The organism is Nocardiopsis synnemataformans (genome assembly GCF_965343085.1).
Lineage (GTDB): Bacteria > Actinomycetota > Actinomycetes > Streptosporangiales > Streptosporangiaceae > Nocardiopsis > Nocardiopsis alborubida.
The window spans coordinates 39,369-55,320 of record NZ_CBDRFA010000058.1 but is presented as its reverse complement, the minus strand read 5'-3'; the positions used below and the strand labels follow the sequence as shown (position 1 = coordinate 55,320).

Genomic DNA, 15,952 nt, shown 5'->3' with positions numbered 1-15,952 from the left:
CCGGGGCTTTGCCGTGCGCGCCCTCCACGCGGGTCGGCCGTGCGTGCGGCCACCGAAGTTCGACAATGCCGCATCTACCGAGCCCCGTGTGCTCACCCGGTTCCCCTGCGCGACTTTCGGCAAGCTTCCCTTCGCCCTGGGGTGCCCCTGGGCCTGTTTTCCCGGCTGGACTACCCCCTCTCCTTCACCAGCGTTCGGCATTGTCGTATTATGAAGGTGATACATCGCCTGAAACGTGGAGACTGTTCAGGTGCACGCGAGGCCCCCTCCATCCCTCCGAGGAGCACAGCCATGACCGTCAGCGCCAGCCAGAACCGCATCGCCTCGTCGCGCTCGCGCACACGCGACGAACTCACCCGGGGGACCTTCGACCTCCTGGTCGTCGGCGGCGGGATCCTCGGGACCTCCGTCGCCTGGACCGCCACCCAGGCGGGTCTGCGCGTGGCCATGGTCGATTCGGGGGACTTCGCCGGGGCCACCTCCAGCGCCTCCTCCAAACTGGTGCACGGCGGACTGCGCTACCTCCAGAGCGGCCAGGTGCGCCTGGTCGCCGAGAACCACCGCGAGCGCCGTTCCCTGGCCTCCGACGTGGCACCGCACCTGGTCAACCACATGCCGTTCCTGGTCCCGATCTACTCCGGCGGCCCGCACGGAGCCGCGAAGATGGGCGCCGGGGTGTTCCTGTACTCGGCCCTGTCGGCCTTCGGCGACGGCATGGGCCGCCTGCTCTCCCCCGCCCAGGCGCGGCGGCTCGCCCCGGGCCTGCGCACCGACGGCCTGCGGTCGGTGGCCGCCTACAGCGACCACCAGATGAACGACAGCCGCATGGCCGTCATGAGCGTGCGCGCCGCCGTGGACGCGGGAGCGGTGGTGCTCAACCACGCCGAGGTCGTGGGGCTGCGCACCACCCGGGGCCGGGTCACCGGCGCCGACCTGCGCGACCGCGTCGACGGCGGGGAGTTCGGCATCGACGCGCGGCTGGTCCTCAACGCGACCGGCCCGTGGGTGGACCGGCTGCGGAGCATGGAGGACCCCTCCGCGTCGCCCAGCGTCCGCCTGTCCAAGGGCGCGCACCTGGTGCTGCGGACCCCCGAGCCCTGGCGCGCCGCGCTGACCATCCCCGTGGACAAGTACCGGGTGTCGTTCGCGATCCCGTGGGAGGGCAGGCTGCTGCTGGGCACCACCGACGAGGAGTACACCGGGGACCCGGCCGACGTGTCGGTCGTGCCCGCCGACGTGGAGCAGATCCTGGGCGAGGCGGCGCTGGGCATCGACGCGCCCTACCTGGACGCCTCCCACGTCGACTACTCCTTCGCGGGGCTGCGGGTGCTGCCCGGCGGGCCCGGCGGCACCAGCGCGGCCAAGCGCGAGACCGTGGTCAGCCAGGGCCGGGGCGGGATGCTCTCGGTCGCGGGCGGCAAGTGGACGACCTACCGCCACATCGGCCGCGCCGTCCTGAAGGAGCTGCGCAAGGTCAGCGCCGTGCCGCTGTCCGAGGACATGGCCGACCCGCTGCGCACGGTGCCGCTGCCTGGGCTGGCCAGCCCGGACGCGGTGGCCCAGCGGCTCATCACCGACCGCGCGCCCGGCGCCCCGCTGGACCCGCTGGTGGCCCGCCACCTGGCGTCGCACTACGGGAGCCTGGCCATGGACATCGCGGCGATGGTGCGCGAGGAGCCGCGGCTGGGCGAGCGCATCCACCCCGACGGCCCCGACATCTGGGCGCAGGTGGTCTTCGCCCGCGACCGCGAGTGGGCGGTGACCGCGGACGACGCGCTGCGCCGCCGCACCACGGTGACCGTGCGGGGACTGGACACCCCCGAGGTGCGTCAGCGCACCGAGGCCCTGTTGGAGGAGTGAGCTCCCGGCCCCTCCGGGTGCCGGACACGCGAACGCCCCGGAAGGCGGTGCCTTCCGGGGCGTTGCGCGAAGTTATCGCGTGCTAGAGCGCGACGACGTTCTCGGCCTGCGGGCCACGGGTGCCCTCAACGATCTCGAACTCCACGCGCTGGTTCTCCTCCAGGTTACGGAAGCCCGAACCCTGGATGGCGCTGTAGTGAACGAAGGCGTCGGGGCCGCCGCCGTCGGGGGAGATGAAGCCGAAGCCCTTCTCGCCGTTGAACCACTTCACAGTTCCCTGAGCCATGTTCTCTCCTTCAGCTCGGTGTACACGGACGCAACCTCACGTCCGCGAATTGCCGCGAGCCGGACTCCCTTGGAAACCGCCCGCCGGTCACAAACTCCGCGGGCAAGACACCAACTGCGAAATTCAACGACTAACAATCACTTCGAACCTACCACAGACGGGCCAGCTGGCAGAGGATTCCGGTGTGGCAACCCGCACGGCCCGCCGGGGAATACCGATGGACCTTCCAGGGTACCCGTGTGCCGCGTGTGACCGCACACCGGGATGTCCCCTCCCGTTCAGACGGACGTCGCCGGCATGTCGTCGACGCACCTCAGGGCGGGTGCGCTCGTGGCCGCCCCGGGCCCGGGGCGCCTCCCCCGGCGAAGCGCGGGGAGGTCCGGAAAAGACCGAGGCGCCCGCGGGGGGTGGACGGGCGCCGGGATGAGGGGAAGCGGGGGGCTCAGCCCTGGTCGATCCCCACGAAGTGGCCCTCCTCGGCCTCGAGCAGCGGTGCCGAGTCCTCGTCGGGCGCCGTCGGCAGGACGACGTCCTCGGGGGGGTTGGCCGCCAGTTCGGCGTCGACCTCGGCCCAGGTGCGGTGCAGCTGCGGCACGCAGGACAGCAGGTGACGGCTGTAGGGGTGCAGCGGGTTGTCGAAGACCCTGGCCGTCGGCCCCATCTCGGCGATCGCGCCCTTGCGCAGGATCACCGACTTGTCGCTGACGTAGTTGCCCAGCGACAGGTCGTGGGTGACGAACAGGATGCCCAGGCCGCGCTCCTTGAGGTCGGCGAGCAGGTTGAGCACGTCGATGCGCGTGGAGGCGTCGAGCATGCTGATGATCTCGTCGGCGACCAGCAGCTTGATGTCCAGCAGCAGCGCCCGCGCGATCAGCAGGCGCTGCAACTGGCCGCCGCTGAGCTGGTGCGGGTACTTGTTGAGGACGTTGCCCGGGTCCAGGCGCACCGTGGCGATCGCGTCCAGCACCTTGTCCCGCCACTCCGTCTCCGGGGTCTGCGGGAAGTAGGAGGTGCGGATCATCTCGAAGACGCGGTCGGCCTTGAAGATGGGGTTGAAGCAGCTGAACGGGTCCTGGAAGACCCCCTGCACGCGGCGGTAGTACTCCTTGCGCGCGGTGTGGCCCTTGATGGTGGTGATGTCGGTGCCCTCGAAGGTGATGCTCCCCGAGGTCGGACTCGACAGGCCCAGCACCATCTTGCCGAGGGTGCTCTTGCCGCTGCCGCTCTCACCGATCAGCGAGACGACCTCGCCCGCACCCACCGTGAGGCTCACGTCGCGGACGGCGCGCAGGCGGCCACCGCCGAACGCGCCCACCTTGTACACCTTGTGTACGTGGCTGAGTTCCAGCACGGTCTACCTCACCCCGTCTTCCAGCAGGCGGCCCAGTGGCCGGGTTCGATCTCCACCAGCGGCGGCTGTTCGGAGCACTTGGAGAACGCCATCGGGCAGCGGTCCTTGAACCGGCAGCCGGTGGGCGGGTTGAGCAGCCCCGGCGGGGTGCCGGGGATGCCCTCCAGGCGGCCCCCCTGCACGGTGGAGGTGGAGCCGACCTCGGGCAGCGCCCCGATGAGCATCTGGGTGTAGGGGTGCTTGGGCTCGTTGATGATGGTGCCCGCGGGCGCCTTCTCCACGATGTGGCCCGCGTACATCACCATGATCGTGTCCGCCATCTGGTACACGAGCGAGATGTCGTGGGTCACGAAGACCATGCTCTTGATGTAGCCCCGGTCGCGGAACTCCACCATCGACTCCGCGACGGAGCGCTGGGTGGACACGTCCAGGGCCGAGGTGACCTCGTCGGCGATCAGCAGCGACGGGTTGAGCAGGGTCGAGATGACCATGACGACGCGCTGCTTCATGCCGCCGGACAGCTCGATCGGGAACCGGTCGAGCACGTCGGTGTCCAGGCCGACCAGTTCCAGGCGGCGGTGGAGCTCCTCGGTGATGTCGGCGGGCCGCACGCCGCGGGCGCGCAGCAGCTCGTTGATCATCTTCCCGATCTTGCGGGTCGGGTTGAGCGCGCTCATCGCGTACTGCGGGATGAGCGAGATCTCGTGGTACCGCAGGGGTACCATCGCGTGGTCGTCGGCGATGGGCACGTCCTTGCCGTCCAGCTCGATCGTGCCGCCGACGTGGCGCATCCGCGAGTCCAGGCGGATCAGGCTCTTGCCCAGGGTGGTCTTGCCGCAGCCGGACTCCCCGGCCAGGCCCATGATCTCCCCGTCGGCGAGGTCGAACGTGACGCCGTCGAGGGCGTGGACGTCCCCGCGCAGGGTCTGGTAGTAGACCTTCAGGTCCTTGACGCGCAGGGTCATCACAGCTCCCGCAGCTTGGGGTTGAAGACCTCGTCCAACCCGACGTTGAGGATGTACAGCGAACCCACGATCACCGTGATGCCGAAGCCCGGCGGGATGAACCACCACCACATGCCGAGGGTGAGCGCGCTCCAGGAGACGGCGCTCTCCAGCATCAGGCCGAGGGACACGCCGTTGGAGGGGCCGAGGCCGATGAAGTCCAGGCCGGCCGCGGTGAGGACCGCGCCGCCGAAGAGCAGGATGAAGGACATCACCAGGTACGAGCTCATGTTGGGCGCGATCTCGGTGGTGATGATCTTCCACGTGCGCCGACCGCTCAGCCGGGCCAGGTCCACGTAGTCGCGGGTGGCCAGGGACAGCGCCTGCGAACGGACCGCGCGGGCCGCCCACGGCCAGGCGGTCAGGCCGATGAACAGGCCCTGTACGAACAGGCCGCGCGCGTCGAGGTAGGCGATCGCGACGATGAGCACGACCATCGCGGGCAATACCAGGACCACGTTCGTGATCATGTTGAGGATCTCGTCGACGATCCCGCCCTTGTACCCGGCGACGAAGCCGACCGCCGTGCCGATGACGAAGGCGACGCCGCCGCCGAACAGGCCGATGATGAACGTGGCGCGTACGCCGTGCACGAACTGGGCCCAGATGTCCTGGCCGAACGTGGTGGTGCCCAGCCAGTACTCGCCGTTGGGCGGCTGCATCTGCGGGCCGACGTACTCGTTGGGGCTGTCGCTGACGAAGAAGGGGCCGATGATCCCGAGCAGCAGGAAGGCCAGGACGATGCCCGAGCCGATGAGCAGCTTGGGGTTGCGCCGGGCGTAGTAGAGGGCCTCGGAGCCCTTGCGCTCGGCCGGTTCGGGGGCGGCCGCCTTCTCGGCGGTTCCCGGAGCTCCGGCGACGTTCGTCATGAGGAGCCTCCCGTCATCTGGACCCGGGTGCGCGGGTCGATCAGCACGTAGACGATGTCGATGATGAAGTTGGCGATCAGCACGCCGACGATCACGAACAGGAAGACACCCTGGAGCAGGAAGAAGTCGCGGCTGTCCAGGGAGTCCAGGATGAGCTTGCCGAGGCCGGGGTAGTTGAACACGATCTCGGTGAGCAGGGAGCCCGCGATGATCGTGCCCAGCTGGACGGCCAGGCCGGTGATCTGCGGCAGCATGGCGTTGCGGAACGCGTAGCGCCGGACCAGCTTGCGCGGGGCGCCGAGGGCCTGGAGGTAGTTGGAGTAGTCCGCGTCCAGTTCGTAGATGATCATGTTGCGCATGCCGATCGCCCAGCCGCCGAGCGCCACCAGGAACATGGACAGGAACGGCAGGAACCAGTGGGTGATCAGGTTGGAGATGAACAGCCAGCTGAACTCGGGGCGCAGGGAGAAGCTGTAGCCGCCCGAGGCCGGGAAGATCCCGGCGACGATGCCCAGGCTCCAGGCCAGCAGCAGGGCCAGCCACATGTACGGCGTGGCGGTGAGGATGTACCCGACCGGCAGGAGCGTGTTGTCCAGGGCCTTGCTGCGGGCGGCGAAGGCGCCGAAGCGGTTGCCGATGATCCAGCTGAGCAGGATCGCGGGGAGCAGCAGTCCCAGGGTGAAGGGGACCGCCCTCATGATGACGTCGGTGACCGGCTCGGGGTAGAGCATCACGCTGATGCCCAGGTCCCCGCGGAACAGACCGGCCCAGAAGCTCAGGTACTGCTCGTGGAGCGGCCTGTCGAGGCCGAAGACCTCCTCGTAGTAGGTGGTCATGGCGGCCAGGGCCTCGGGGTCGCCCGCCGAGGCACGGGAGAGCATGCTGCGGATGGGGTCGCCGGGCATGAAGCGCGGAATCATCCAGTTGATGGTGACCGCGGCGATGAACGTAAGCAGGTAGACGAAGAGCTTACGACCGATATAGCGCCACACACATTCCTCCAGGTGATGGCGGCGGACAGTCGAGTGGCCCCGGAGGGGGCGCGGCACGGACCCTGTGGGGGCTGTTCCGTGCCGCGCCCGCTCTCCCGGGGCGTCCCCCGGCCGGGCTCTTTCGCGCCGTGCCTCGGCCGGGGGCGGGGAGTGGTCAGCGGGGTGGACGGGGAGAGGTCGCTCCCCCGCCCCTACTCGACCGGTTCGATCGAGGCGAGGGTCTCGACCCCGCCGAGCTCGTACCAGCCCTCCCACATCACCGCGGCGCTGTTGGGCGTGCCCTCCGCCTCACTGGGCCAGTTGGTCCAGGCGGAGTTGTTGACCTGCGACCACTGGCCGTTGTACCAGAGCGGGATGGTCGGCAGCTCGGCCAGGAAGTGCTCCTGGAGCTGCGAGGTGACCTCGGCGGCGGCCTCGACGTCGTCGGCGGGGACCCGGGCGAGCTCCTCGGTGAGGGCCCAGGCCTCGTCGCTCTCGTAGCGGTGGAAGTTCACCGTGGTCTGCTGCTCCTGGACGGGGAGCTGGTAGAGGTAGTCGTAGTAGGTCCACGGCGAGTTGCTCAGCTGCCGGGCGTTGTTGATGACCAGGTCGAACTCACCCGAGTTGCGGTTGTCGTCGAGCAGGCCCGCGTCGGGGAACTCGGCCGTGATGTTGATGCCGACGTCCTGGGCGTTCTGCTCGATGATGCGGGCGGCCTCCATCCAGTCGGTCCAGCCGGAGGGGACCGCGAGGGTCAGCGCGATGGGCTCGCCGTCGGGGGTCTCGACGAAGCCGTCGCCGTCCTCGTCCATGTAGTCGGCCTCTTCGAGGATGGCCACGGCCTCGTCCGCGTCGAAGGTGAAGCCCTCGCGCTCGACCAGCTCGTGGTCGATGTAGGCGTCCCACTCGGGCAGCATGCCCGTGGGGTTGGCCGGCTGGACCAGGTTGGCGTACGGGCCCTCGACGATCTGGGTGATGTCGATGGAGTGGGCCAGGGCCTGGCGGAACGCCGTGTCGTTGAGCGGCTCACGGGTGTGGTTCGGGATGAGCCACGCCGTGTTGGCGCTCTTCATGTACGGGGGGCCCTCGTGGAAGCTGGTGATGTTCTCGTTGCTGTTGAGGACCTGGTCGATGCCGGGCAGGAAGTTGTTGGAGAGGTCGACCTCGCCCTGGTTCAGCATGCCCATCGTCACCTCGTTGGAGGCGTTGACGATGTCGACGATGTAGCGGGCGTCCATCGTCATGTCGAGGGCCTCGACGGCCCACCACTCGTCGTTGCGCTCCCAGACCATGCGGTCGTCGGTGTGCGACTCGTAGACGTAGGGGCCGGTGCCGACCGGGTTCTCGTTGGGGCTGTCGGCGACCTGGGCCTCCTCCATGTCGGCCCAGATGTGGTCCGGGACGATGGGGTTGGAGTAGGCCCAGTTCATCCACTCCTGCGGACGGCTCTCCGAGAAGGTGACGGTGACCGTGCGCTCGTCGGTGGCCTCGACGCTCTCGACGTAGTCCCAGACGTTGCCGTAGGGGACTCCGGCGACCTGGCCGAGCTCCAGCGTGGTGACCACGTCCTGGGCGACCAGGGGCTCACCGTCGTTCCACGTGACGCCCTCGCGCAGGGTGATCTCGTGGACGGTCTCCGAGGTCCACTCGTCGCTCTCGGCGAGCCAGTGAACGTACTCGCCCGCCTCCGGGTCGTAGTGGAAGAGCGACTCGTAGACCAGGCCGTTGGTGCCGACCGCGAAGTTGCCCCTCATCATCGGGTTCCAGCTGGTGGGTGCCTCCCACGCCGTGCCCGTGGTGTACAGGGTCTCGTTCCGGGGGTACTGCCCCGAACCGCCCTCGCTGTTCCCGTCGTCACCCGCGCAGGCGCTGACCACGAGGGCCAGGGCCGCGAGTGCCGCCGGAAGCCGCAGCATTCTCATCTCGACTCCTCCTTGTCACCCGGCCGGCCTATGGGGGGAGTCCCCTCCGAGAGACCGGAAGGGTTGGGAGCGCTCCCAGTGGTGAGCGCGCGAGACCGTTGCTGAACCGGGTAAGTGACGTTAACAACAACACGTCCGCAGGAAGGGCGTCAATGCCCGACACTTCGCTGTTATTCGCTTGTAACAGCACAGATGCGGGTATGTCAGTAAGTTCGGCGGCGCTGAACCGGTTCTGCACGGGTGTTCTCGCTCCCTGGGGGGCCTGTCGGCGTGGGGCGTTACGCGCCGTAGCCTTCCACAGCCCGCGAGAAGGGGGCAGTACCCTCACGGTCACCTTTTGGACACCGAAGCCACAGAGACCACCGAGGCAACCCACGGCTCAGTTTTCACATCGTTAACATCCGTCGCGGCGCACGCCGCGAACCCCGGTGTCCGCGCCACGCGGGGCTTCCGGGACCTCACGCGGTGCACGCGCCGGACGGGACGCGCGGCCCGCCGGAGCACGTGTCCGGGAGCCGCGACCGCACCCGGCCGCGGGCGACCGGGCGGGGACGCCGGATCACGCGCCCAGGGGGCCGGTGCTCCCCCGGGGGAGAAGCTCCCCCCGGGAGGTCTCCCTGTTCTCCACCGGCTTGCCCTCGATCGTCCTGGCCAGCATCAGCGCGGCCTGGCGGCCGTAGGACACGATGTCGCGCACTATGGCGGTCAGCGAGGGGCGGACCAGGCGGCACAGCACCGAGTCGTCCCAGGCCACGATGGACAGCTGCGAGGGCACGTCGACGCCCATCTCGTGGGCCACGCCCAGCCCGGCCACGGCCATGAGGTCGTTGTCGTAGATCAGGGCGGTCGGCCGGTCGGTGGCGGCCAGCAGCTTGCGCGTGGTCCTCGTGCCCCCCTCGCCCGTGTAGTCGGCGTGCACCCAACGGGCCTCGCTCAGCCCGGCCTGCGACGCGGCGTCCAGGAAGGCCTGGGTGCGCACGCGGGTGTGCACGAACTTCTCCGGGCCCGCCACCTGGACGATGCGCCGGTGGCCGAGGGCCGCCAGGTAGTGGACGACCTCGCGCATGGCGGTGGCGTCGTCGGTGTGCAGGTGGGGCAGGGAGCCCACGCCCTCGGGTCCGCCGAGGACGACGGCGGGCAGCGGGAGGTCCTCGACGACCTGGACGCGCGGGTCGCCCACGCGCAGGTCGACCATGATCACGCCGTCCACCCGGCGTTCGGACGACCAGCGCCGGTAGGCCGCGATCTCGGCGCCCATGTCCTCGGTGACCTGTAACAGCAGATCCACCCCCGAGGAGGCCAGCTCGGTCTCGATCCCCGAGACCAGCTGCATGAAGAAGGGCTCCAGCCCGAGCGAGTGGGCGGGCCGGTCGACCACCAGGCCGACCGCCCCGATCCGGCCGCCGGGAGCGAGTGCGCGCGCCGGGCTGCTGGGAGCCCAGCCGAGGTCGCTGGCGATCGCCAGGATGCGTCTTCGGGTCTCCTCCGAGACCCCCGGACGCCCGTTGAGCGCGTAGGACACGGCACCCTTGGACACCCCTGCGGCCTTGGCGATGTCCATGATGGTCGGACGCCGCATCAAACCCCCCATTCGTCCCCCTGATCACACAACGCTGAACCGGTTAAGCAGACGGTTGGGGATTGTACTGCATGGCCTTGGGATCTAATCAGACAAAAGGGTACTTAACTCACTAATCCCATCAAACCCCCTGGCATCCGGGGCACCAGTAGAGGGTGCGCCCGGCCAGTTCCGCGGAGGCGACCGGCGAGGAGCACACCCGGCAGGGGTCGCCGGTCCGGTAGCACACGTAGAGGCTGTCGGCCCGGGGCACGGGACGCGCGTCCGGGTCGGGGCGGTGCTCGGGGAGGGTGGTGATGATGTAGCCGTCCCGCACGCCGTCGCGGAGCAGGCCCGACAGGTCGTCCCACAGCCGCGACCACTGGTCGGCCGTGAGGTCGCGGCCCGGGGTCATCGGGTCCAGGCCCGCCCGGAACAGCGACTCCGCGCGGTAGATGTTGCCGATTCCCGCCACGACGTCCTGGCGCATGAGGAGCGCGGCGACGCTGGTCCGGGAGCGGCTGACCACGCGCCAGGCGCGTGCGGGGTCGGCGTCGTCGCGCAGGGGGTCGGGGCCCAGCCTGTCCTGGACGGCACGCTTCTCGTCCTCGGTGACGACCTCGCAGGCCGAGGGGCCGCGCAGGTCGGCCCAGCCGGAGGAGTTGACCAGCCGGGCGCGTACCGCGCCGACGGGTTCGGGCGCCACGACGAAGCCCTCCGCGTCGCGGAGCAGCTCCGGGCGGGCGCCGCCCGCGGCCCGCGGCGCGCCCAGGTGGCGTTCGCCGTCGGCGTCGCCGAAGGACCAGGCGCCGTACAGGCCCAGGTGGACCCGCAGCCACTCCCCCGAGTCGAATCCGAGGAAGAGGTGCTTGCCGTGGGCCTCGCTCTCGGTGAGGACCCGGCCGTCGATCCGGGCGGCGCCGTCGGCGAAGCGCCCCTGCGGGCTGCTGGCGCGTACCGTGCCGCCGCCGAAGGTCTTGTCGAAGTGCGCCGCCAGGCGGTGCAGCGTGTGGCCCTCAGGCACCGGTCCTCCCCTCTCCCGTCCGCCCGGGACGGCGACGCGACCGCCGCTTTCCGGACATCCGGGTCCAGGGTAGTGCGCCCGTCCCGGCCGCCGGTCCGATCAGCGGTCGGCTCCGGAGGGGCCTCCCGGCGGGTCAGTGGGCGGTGAGGATCTCCTCCACGAGGGTGCGCGGATCGGCCAGGCAGCGCCAGGCGGGCACCACGACCACGGGGTCCCCCGTGGTGCGGTTGAGCGCCTCCCCCCGGGCGAGCAGCCAGCGCAGGGACCGACCGTCGGGCTCCCGGTCGAGCAGGAGCAGCAGGCGGCGGGAGCCGAACCGGACCACCATGTCGGCGGTCCAGCCCTCGACCGTCTGTTGGAGGGTCACCTCCGTCCCCACCCCGCGCAGCTCCCTGACCAGTGCTGAGGCGGCCGCGTCGGTCCGCTCCGTCCTGCCTCCCTGCGCCGCCGCCTCCAGCTCGCCCAGCGGGCCGTCGTCGCCCGACCAGTACCCGCGGTCTCCCACCACCACGAGTCGCTGGCGGGTGCGGGTGAGCACCGACGACCACAGGTGGCCCATCCGGCGGACCCGCCGCTCGGCGATGGCGGGCGCCCCCGAGGCGAGCGTCGGCGTCAGGACGGTGACGTCCGCCGGGTCGTGGTCGTCCGCCAGCAGGTCCGGCCCGCCCACCCGCACCTCGTGGCGCAGGACGCGCTTGCGCAGCAGGCGGCGCACCAGGGCCGCCTGGGGCTGGGTCGGCGCGACCACCGCGACCACCCGGCCCCGGGGCAGGTGCTCGTCGAGCTCGTCCACCACCACCGCCACCCGGTAGGCCTCGTCCCGGTTGACGTAGGACACTCCGGGCGCGGCCTCGCAGGCCCCGGCCACGTCGCGCCATTCGAACGCGGGGCCGCCGGAGGGGTCGGGAACGGTGCGCACCGCGAGCCTGCCCCCGTAACAGTGCCGCGACGCGGCCCCGGCGAGCTGGGGCGGCGCCCCGTCGTGCTCGTCCAGCCACCGCATGGGCGGCGCCGCCCGGTACAGGGCGCGCATCGCCGAACCGCCGCCGTAGCGCAGGCCCCGATCGTCCAACTGGTCGGCGGCCAAGCCCGCCGCGGCCAGCGCACGGCGCTCCTCCTCCGGTTCCAGTACGCTCGCCGGCCCCGGGTGCGCTGGGTCACCGAACACCACGGCGCGGTTGGCGCGGTAGAGCGCCGGCAGCAGTTCGGCCAGCCGGGTGCGCTCGGCACCGACCACGACGACCAGGTCGAACAGGCCCGCCTGCGGTTGCAGCGCCCGGACCTGGTCGGTGCGGCACACCCACGCGGGCAGGGTGTCGAGCAGACCGCCCAGGCCGGGCCAGCCGTGGCCGCGGTGCCAGTTGAGGCTCTCCAGCCGGTTCTCGATGGCGGCGCGGCCCCGCCACAGCCGGGGGTCGCCGACCGCGCGCAGGCAGGCGGAGCTGGACCTGCGGTGCCGGTCGAGGGCGTCGGCCAGGTCGGCGGTGAGCGCGTTCAGCGGCGCGCAGCGGGTCCGCCGGTCCACGGCAGAGCGCCACTCGCCCTCCAGACGGGCGACCGCGCACAGGCGGGCGAGGCTGTCGGGGTCGGTGCCCACGCCCAGTTCACGGCGGACGGCGCCGCGGTGCGCCAGCCCGGCGAGGCCTCCGGCGCCCGCGCGCTCGGCCCGGTGCAGCCAGTACTCGGGGCCGCCCCGCTCCGGCGTGAAGAGGGAGTCGGGGTCCCACCCCTGGGCGACGACCCGGCCGCGCTCCTCCGCCAGGCGGGCGAGCGCGTGGCCGCCGGAGGCCATGGTGTCCATGGCCCGCCACGCCTCGCGGACCGCCGCCCAGTCCGCGGCCAGGTTCGCCCAGTGGACGGTGGGGTCCTCCCCGCCGGGGCCGGAGGGGGCGGCGGGCAGACTCCGGGAGTGCTCGGTGAGGAGCCGGGTGAGCAGCACGGTCTCGGCCGTGCGCTGACCGTCCCCGCCGACGCGCACGACGGGGTGCCCGGGGGAGGCGTCCGCGCGCAGGCGCACCGCGGCGACGTCGGCCTCGGTGCACCCGCACACCAGGACGCGCTGGCCGTTGCTGACGGCGGTGCGCACGAGGGCGTCGACCAGGTCGTGCACACCGCTTCCGGGCGGGGCGGCGGCCACGGTGAGCTGCTCGCGCATGGCCGCGCACAGGACCGCGTACTGGGACTGGTCGAGGGCGGTCGCCGAGATCGGGACGGGAGGCTCGGCGGTGTCCCCGGCCGGGTCGGCGCAACCGGAGCGGCCCGCGCGGCGGGTCCCGGCGCGGGAGCCGGCGCGGGAGCCGCGGAAGAGCCGTCCGGACGCCGCGGGGCCGGGTGCCGCGGCCGTCCGCGCGGTCTGCCCGAGCAGGGTCTCCAGCGCGGTCCCGCTGACGTCCTCGGGGACGAGGCCGTCGCGGCCGGAGGGGTCGAGGTCGGCCAGGACGCCCTCGACGCCGACGGGTTCGTGCTCGTCGACCTCGTGGCGTCCTCCGGGCCCGGCTCGGAAGAGCACGGCGACGTTGTGGGCGCCGTCGACCCCGGTGCGCGGGGCGCCGCGGGTGCCCAGGGGGGCGATGTCGTCCACCCGCTCGATCTCCAGGCTGGCGAGCAGGGCGCGGATCCTGGCGGCGAGGTCGGCGACGGCCGCGGGGCGCCGCGGGGGGTCGGGCGCCCCGGAGCGCAGCCGGGTCCGCAGTTCGAACAGGTCCTCGGAATCGGTGAGGCCGAGGCGTTCCAGGAGCGCGGGATTGACGTCGGGCGGGCCGACCGCGCGGACCAGCGTGTCCCCGGACTCGGTGCGGGCGTCCACGGTCTCGTCCACGACCCGCACGTCGACGGTGAGCAGGGGCAGGGCCACCCTGTCGTCGCCCTCCCCCAGGATCACGAGCGGGTAGCCGTAACGCGGGGCCTGGCCGAGGTTCTGGGCCGCGCGCAGGACGCGGACGGACTCCGGGTGCAGCGGAAGCGTCTCCCTGACCCCGCTGAACAGCACCTCGGGGCCCGGGGGCAGACAGGCACAGTTGTCGGAGCCGAGGTCGCCGACCGGGATGACGTGGGTGTGCACGGCCTCGCGGCGCAGGCAGGCGCGCAGGTAGGCCAGCAGGGAACGCACCTCGGAGCGGTCGATCGGGGGCTTCCAGCGCAGCGAGGCCGTGCCGACGCCCGACCGGCCGCCGAGCACCGCGGGGAGGGGCCTGGCGGCTCCCGGGAGCCCTCCCGGCAGCGCTCCCGGCACCCCCGGGTGCCCGATCTCGTGCTCGTCGTCCCGCAGTGACCTCAACGTCTCCCCCACCCGGCCGTGTTACCGGCTGACTACTCACCGACAGCAAGCCATTGTGGTGGATGGACCGGCACCGGACCCCGCGAACGCCGGAATCCGTCGCCACTTTCACTTTGGGTGACCGCGCTTGGGTGACGGCGTCCGGAAGCCGGGAGGAGGTCAGCCCGCGGTCCCGTGGACGCGCAGGGCGATCCACAGCTCGGTCCGGTAGTCGGGGTCGTCCAGGTCGCCGGGCAGCAGGTCGCGGATGCGCCGCATGCGGTAGCGGAGCGTGTGCCGGTGGACCCCCAGGGCCTCCGACGCCGTGTCCCACCTCCCCGAGGCCGCGAGGTAGGCGCGCAGCGAGGCGAGCAGTTCGGCCGAGGTGCGCTGGCGCAGCAGCGGGGCGAGCAGGTCCCCGGCCATGCGTGCCCCGGCGGGGGTGTCGGCCAGCCCGAGCAGCCCGCCGGGCAGGTCGCCGACCCGGAGCAGACCCTCCCCCGCGTCGCGCGCGGCGGCCAGCGCGCGCCCGGCCTGGGACAGCGCCGCGGACAGTTCCGCGTAGGGGGACGGGTCGCTCACCCCGACCGGCCCCTCCAGGACCTCGCCGAGCACCCCCGCGCCGGTGTCGGCGGGGGCCAGCAGCAGGGCGCGGCCGCCGTGCTCGGTGACCAGGACGCCCTCGGGCGGCTGCGCGGGCCCCACCCCGTCGGCTGCCGCCACGACGACGGGTTCGGCGGGAAGGACCCCGCGCAGCCGCTCCGCCCCCGGGTGGAGCGGGTCCAGCGCCCCGGCGAGCAGCGCCGCGAGCACCCCCTCGCGCACCCGCGCCGTGGCGTTGTGCGCGGTGCGCTCCAGTTCGAGGGAGAGCAGCGACACCGCCGCGTTGACCAGCGTGCGCTCGTCCGAGCCGAGGCGCCCGCCGGTGCCCACGGCGAGGAACCCGCGGACCCGGCGGCTGGTGGCCAGGGGCTGCACGGAGACGTGTTCGCCGCCCGAGGTCAGGGAGACGCTGGCGCGCACGCCCGCCTCGCGCAGCCGGTCCAGCTCCACGGCGAGCCCGGCGGCGCGGGGGGCGGCCCTGGCGGGGGCGGCGTGCCGGGCGGCGCCGTCGGCGGACAGCAGCAGCACCCAGGCGCCGAGTTCGCGGGCCAGCCGGTCCACGATCGCCGACTCCCCGGTGAGGGCGGCGCGGGTGAGGTCGCGCTGGGCGGCGAAGGCCCGGCTCAGCCCCTCGTACTCCTCCTTGGCCAGGAGGCGGGACACCTCCTTGCCGATCGCGATGAAGGGGGTCTCCCGGGCCACCTCCAGCAGTGTGAGGCCGAACTCGGCGGCGGCCTCGCGGAGCGGCTCGGGGGTGCGGTCCAGGACCACGCCGACCGCGAAGCCCAGCGCGGTGACGCGGCGCTCGGCCAGGCGGCGCGTGTAGTCGCGCAGGTCGGGGACGCCGGTGGCCCAGCGCACGCCGGTGGTGAGCAGGAGTTCGCCGCCCGCCAGGTAGGGCGTGGGGTCCTCCAGCTCGCTGACCGCGACCCACTCCACCCGCCGGTCCAGGTTCTCCTGGCCGGTGAGCAGGTTCATGTGCAGGCGGGGCGTGCGCATCAGGGCCCCCAGGGTCGGTGGCATCGGCTTCCCCTCCACTTCGTCCGCCGGTCGAGGCGGTCCGGTGCGGTCGGCGGGACCGGACGCGGGCGGACCGTCCTCTCCCCCGCGCCAGCGGACCCGCTTCGTGCGAACCCTGACGCGTTGGCGCAAGGATCAGTCCCGATTATCCACGATGTCCATGTGGGGGAGGTTCCGTGCGCCCTAGTGTCATCCCAGGTCGGGGAGCCCACCCCCGGCCCCTCTCCG

11 protein-coding genes are annotated in these 15,952 nt (G+C 72.1%); 1 reads left to right on the top strand and 10 read right to left on the bottom strand.

The features are described from left to right. Window positions 1–291 precede the first annotated feature (291 nt). The gene (locus ACSIH6_RS27610; protein WP_435111259.1) at window positions 292–1,860 is read left to right on the top strand and encodes a glycerol-3-phosphate dehydrogenase/oxidase; all 1,569 of its coding nucleotides are present in this window, start codon (window positions 292–294) and stop codon (window positions 1,858–1,860) included. Window positions 1,861–1,942: 82 nt separating this feature from the next. Here the strand turns inward: ACSIH6_RS27610 and ACSIH6_RS27605 are convergent, their stop codons facing one another. From ACSIH6_RS27605 to ACSIH6_RS27560, 10 genes are all read right to left on the bottom strand, one after another. Further along, window positions 1,943–2,146 carry a cold-shock protein gene (locus ACSIH6_RS27605; RefSeq protein ID WP_061082122.1) on the bottom strand — a complete coding sequence of 68 codons (204 nt, stop codon included), beginning with the start codon at window positions 2,144–2,146 and terminating at the stop codon, window positions 1,943–1,945. A gap of 442 nt (window positions 2,147–2,588) precedes the next feature. Beyond that, complete coding sequence (locus tag ACSIH6_RS27600) at window positions 2,589–3,497, bottom strand: ATP-binding cassette domain-containing protein (protein WP_435111258.1); 909 nt, start codon at window positions 3,495–3,497, stop codon at window positions 2,589–2,591. An 8-nt stretch (window positions 3,498–3,505) separates the two neighbouring features. Continuing rightward, on the bottom strand, window positions 3,506–4,462 hold the full coding sequence (locus ACSIH6_RS27595; protein ID WP_435111257.1) for an ABC transporter ATP-binding protein: 957 nt from the start codon (window positions 4,460–4,462) through the stop codon (window positions 3,506–3,508). Then, a complete protein-coding gene (locus ACSIH6_RS27590; protein ID WP_435111256.1) occupies window positions 4,462–5,370 on the bottom strand; it encodes an ABC transporter permease in 909 nt (302 codons plus the stop codon). The genes ACSIH6_RS27595 and ACSIH6_RS27590 overlap by 1 nt, the downstream gene beginning before the upstream one ends. Further along, on the bottom strand, window positions 5,367–6,362 hold the full coding sequence (locus tag ACSIH6_RS27585) for an ABC transporter permease (RefSeq protein ID WP_435111255.1): 996 nt from the start codon (window positions 6,360–6,362) through the stop codon (window positions 5,367–5,369). Before ACSIH6_RS27585 ends, ACSIH6_RS27590 begins: the two co-directional genes overlap by 4 nt. 191 nt (window positions 6,363–6,553) lie before the next feature. Continuing rightward, on the bottom strand, window positions 6,554–8,257 hold the full coding sequence (locus ACSIH6_RS27580) for an ABC transporter substrate-binding protein (RefSeq protein WP_435111263.1): 1,704 nt from the start codon (window positions 8,255–8,257) through the stop codon (window positions 6,554–6,556). 565 nt (window positions 8,258–8,822) lie between these two features. Continuing rightward, window positions 8,823–9,842: a LacI family DNA-binding transcriptional regulator gene (locus tag ACSIH6_RS27575; RefSeq protein WP_435111254.1), complete on the bottom strand. Its 1,020-nt coding sequence runs from the start codon at window positions 9,840–9,842 to the stop codon at window positions 8,823–8,825. Between the two features lie 121 nt (window positions 9,843–9,963). After that, window positions 9,964–10,845, bottom strand: a complete 882-nt coding sequence (locus ACSIH6_RS27570; protein WP_435111253.1) for an Fpg/Nei family DNA glycosylase — start codon at window positions 10,843–10,845, stop codon at window positions 9,964–9,966. 133 nt (window positions 10,846–10,978) lie between these two features. Further along, window positions 10,979–14,122 (bottom strand): DNA helicase, encoded by a 3,144-nt coding sequence (locus ACSIH6_RS27565; protein WP_435111252.1) that lies wholly within the window; start codon window positions 14,120–14,122, stop codon window positions 10,979–10,981. A gap of 159 nt (window positions 14,123–14,281) precedes the next feature. Beyond that, the gene (locus ACSIH6_RS27560) at window positions 14,282–15,727 is read right to left on the bottom strand and encodes a PucR family transcriptional regulator (RefSeq protein ID WP_435111251.1); all 1,446 of its coding nucleotides are present in this window, start codon (window positions 15,725–15,727) and stop codon (window positions 14,282–14,284) included. Window positions 15,728–15,952 lie beyond the last annotated feature (225 nt).

Excerpts from the sequence above, each read along its gene's own strand:
- ACSIH6_RS27610 (WP_435111259.1), top strand. The coding sequence starts at position 292 with ATGACCGTCAGCGCCAGCCAGAACCGCATCGCCTCGTCGCGCTCGCGC.
- ACSIH6_RS27605 (WP_061082122.1), bottom strand. The coding sequence starts at position 2,146 with ATGGCTCAGGGAACTGTGAAGTGGTTCAACGGCGAGAAGGGCTTCGGC.
- ACSIH6_RS27595 (WP_435111257.1), bottom strand. The coding sequence starts at position 4,462 with ATGACCCTGCGCGTCAAGGACCTGAAGGTCTACTACCAGACCCTGCGC.
- ACSIH6_RS27590 (WP_435111256.1), bottom strand. The coding sequence starts at position 5,370 with ATGACGAACGTCGCCGGAGCTCCGGGAACCGCCGAGAAGGCGGCCGCC.
- ACSIH6_RS27580 (WP_435111263.1), bottom strand. The coding sequence starts at position 8,257 with ATGCTGCGGCTTCCGGCGGCACTCGCGGCCCTGGCCCTCGTGGTCAGC.
- ACSIH6_RS27575 (WP_435111254.1), bottom strand. The coding sequence starts at position 9,842 with ATGCGGCGTCCGACCATCATGGACATCGCCAAGGCCGCAGGGGTGTCC.
- ACSIH6_RS27560 (WP_435111251.1), bottom strand. The coding sequence starts at position 15,727 with ATGCCACCGACCCTGGGGGCCCTGATGCGCACGCCCCGCCTGCACATG.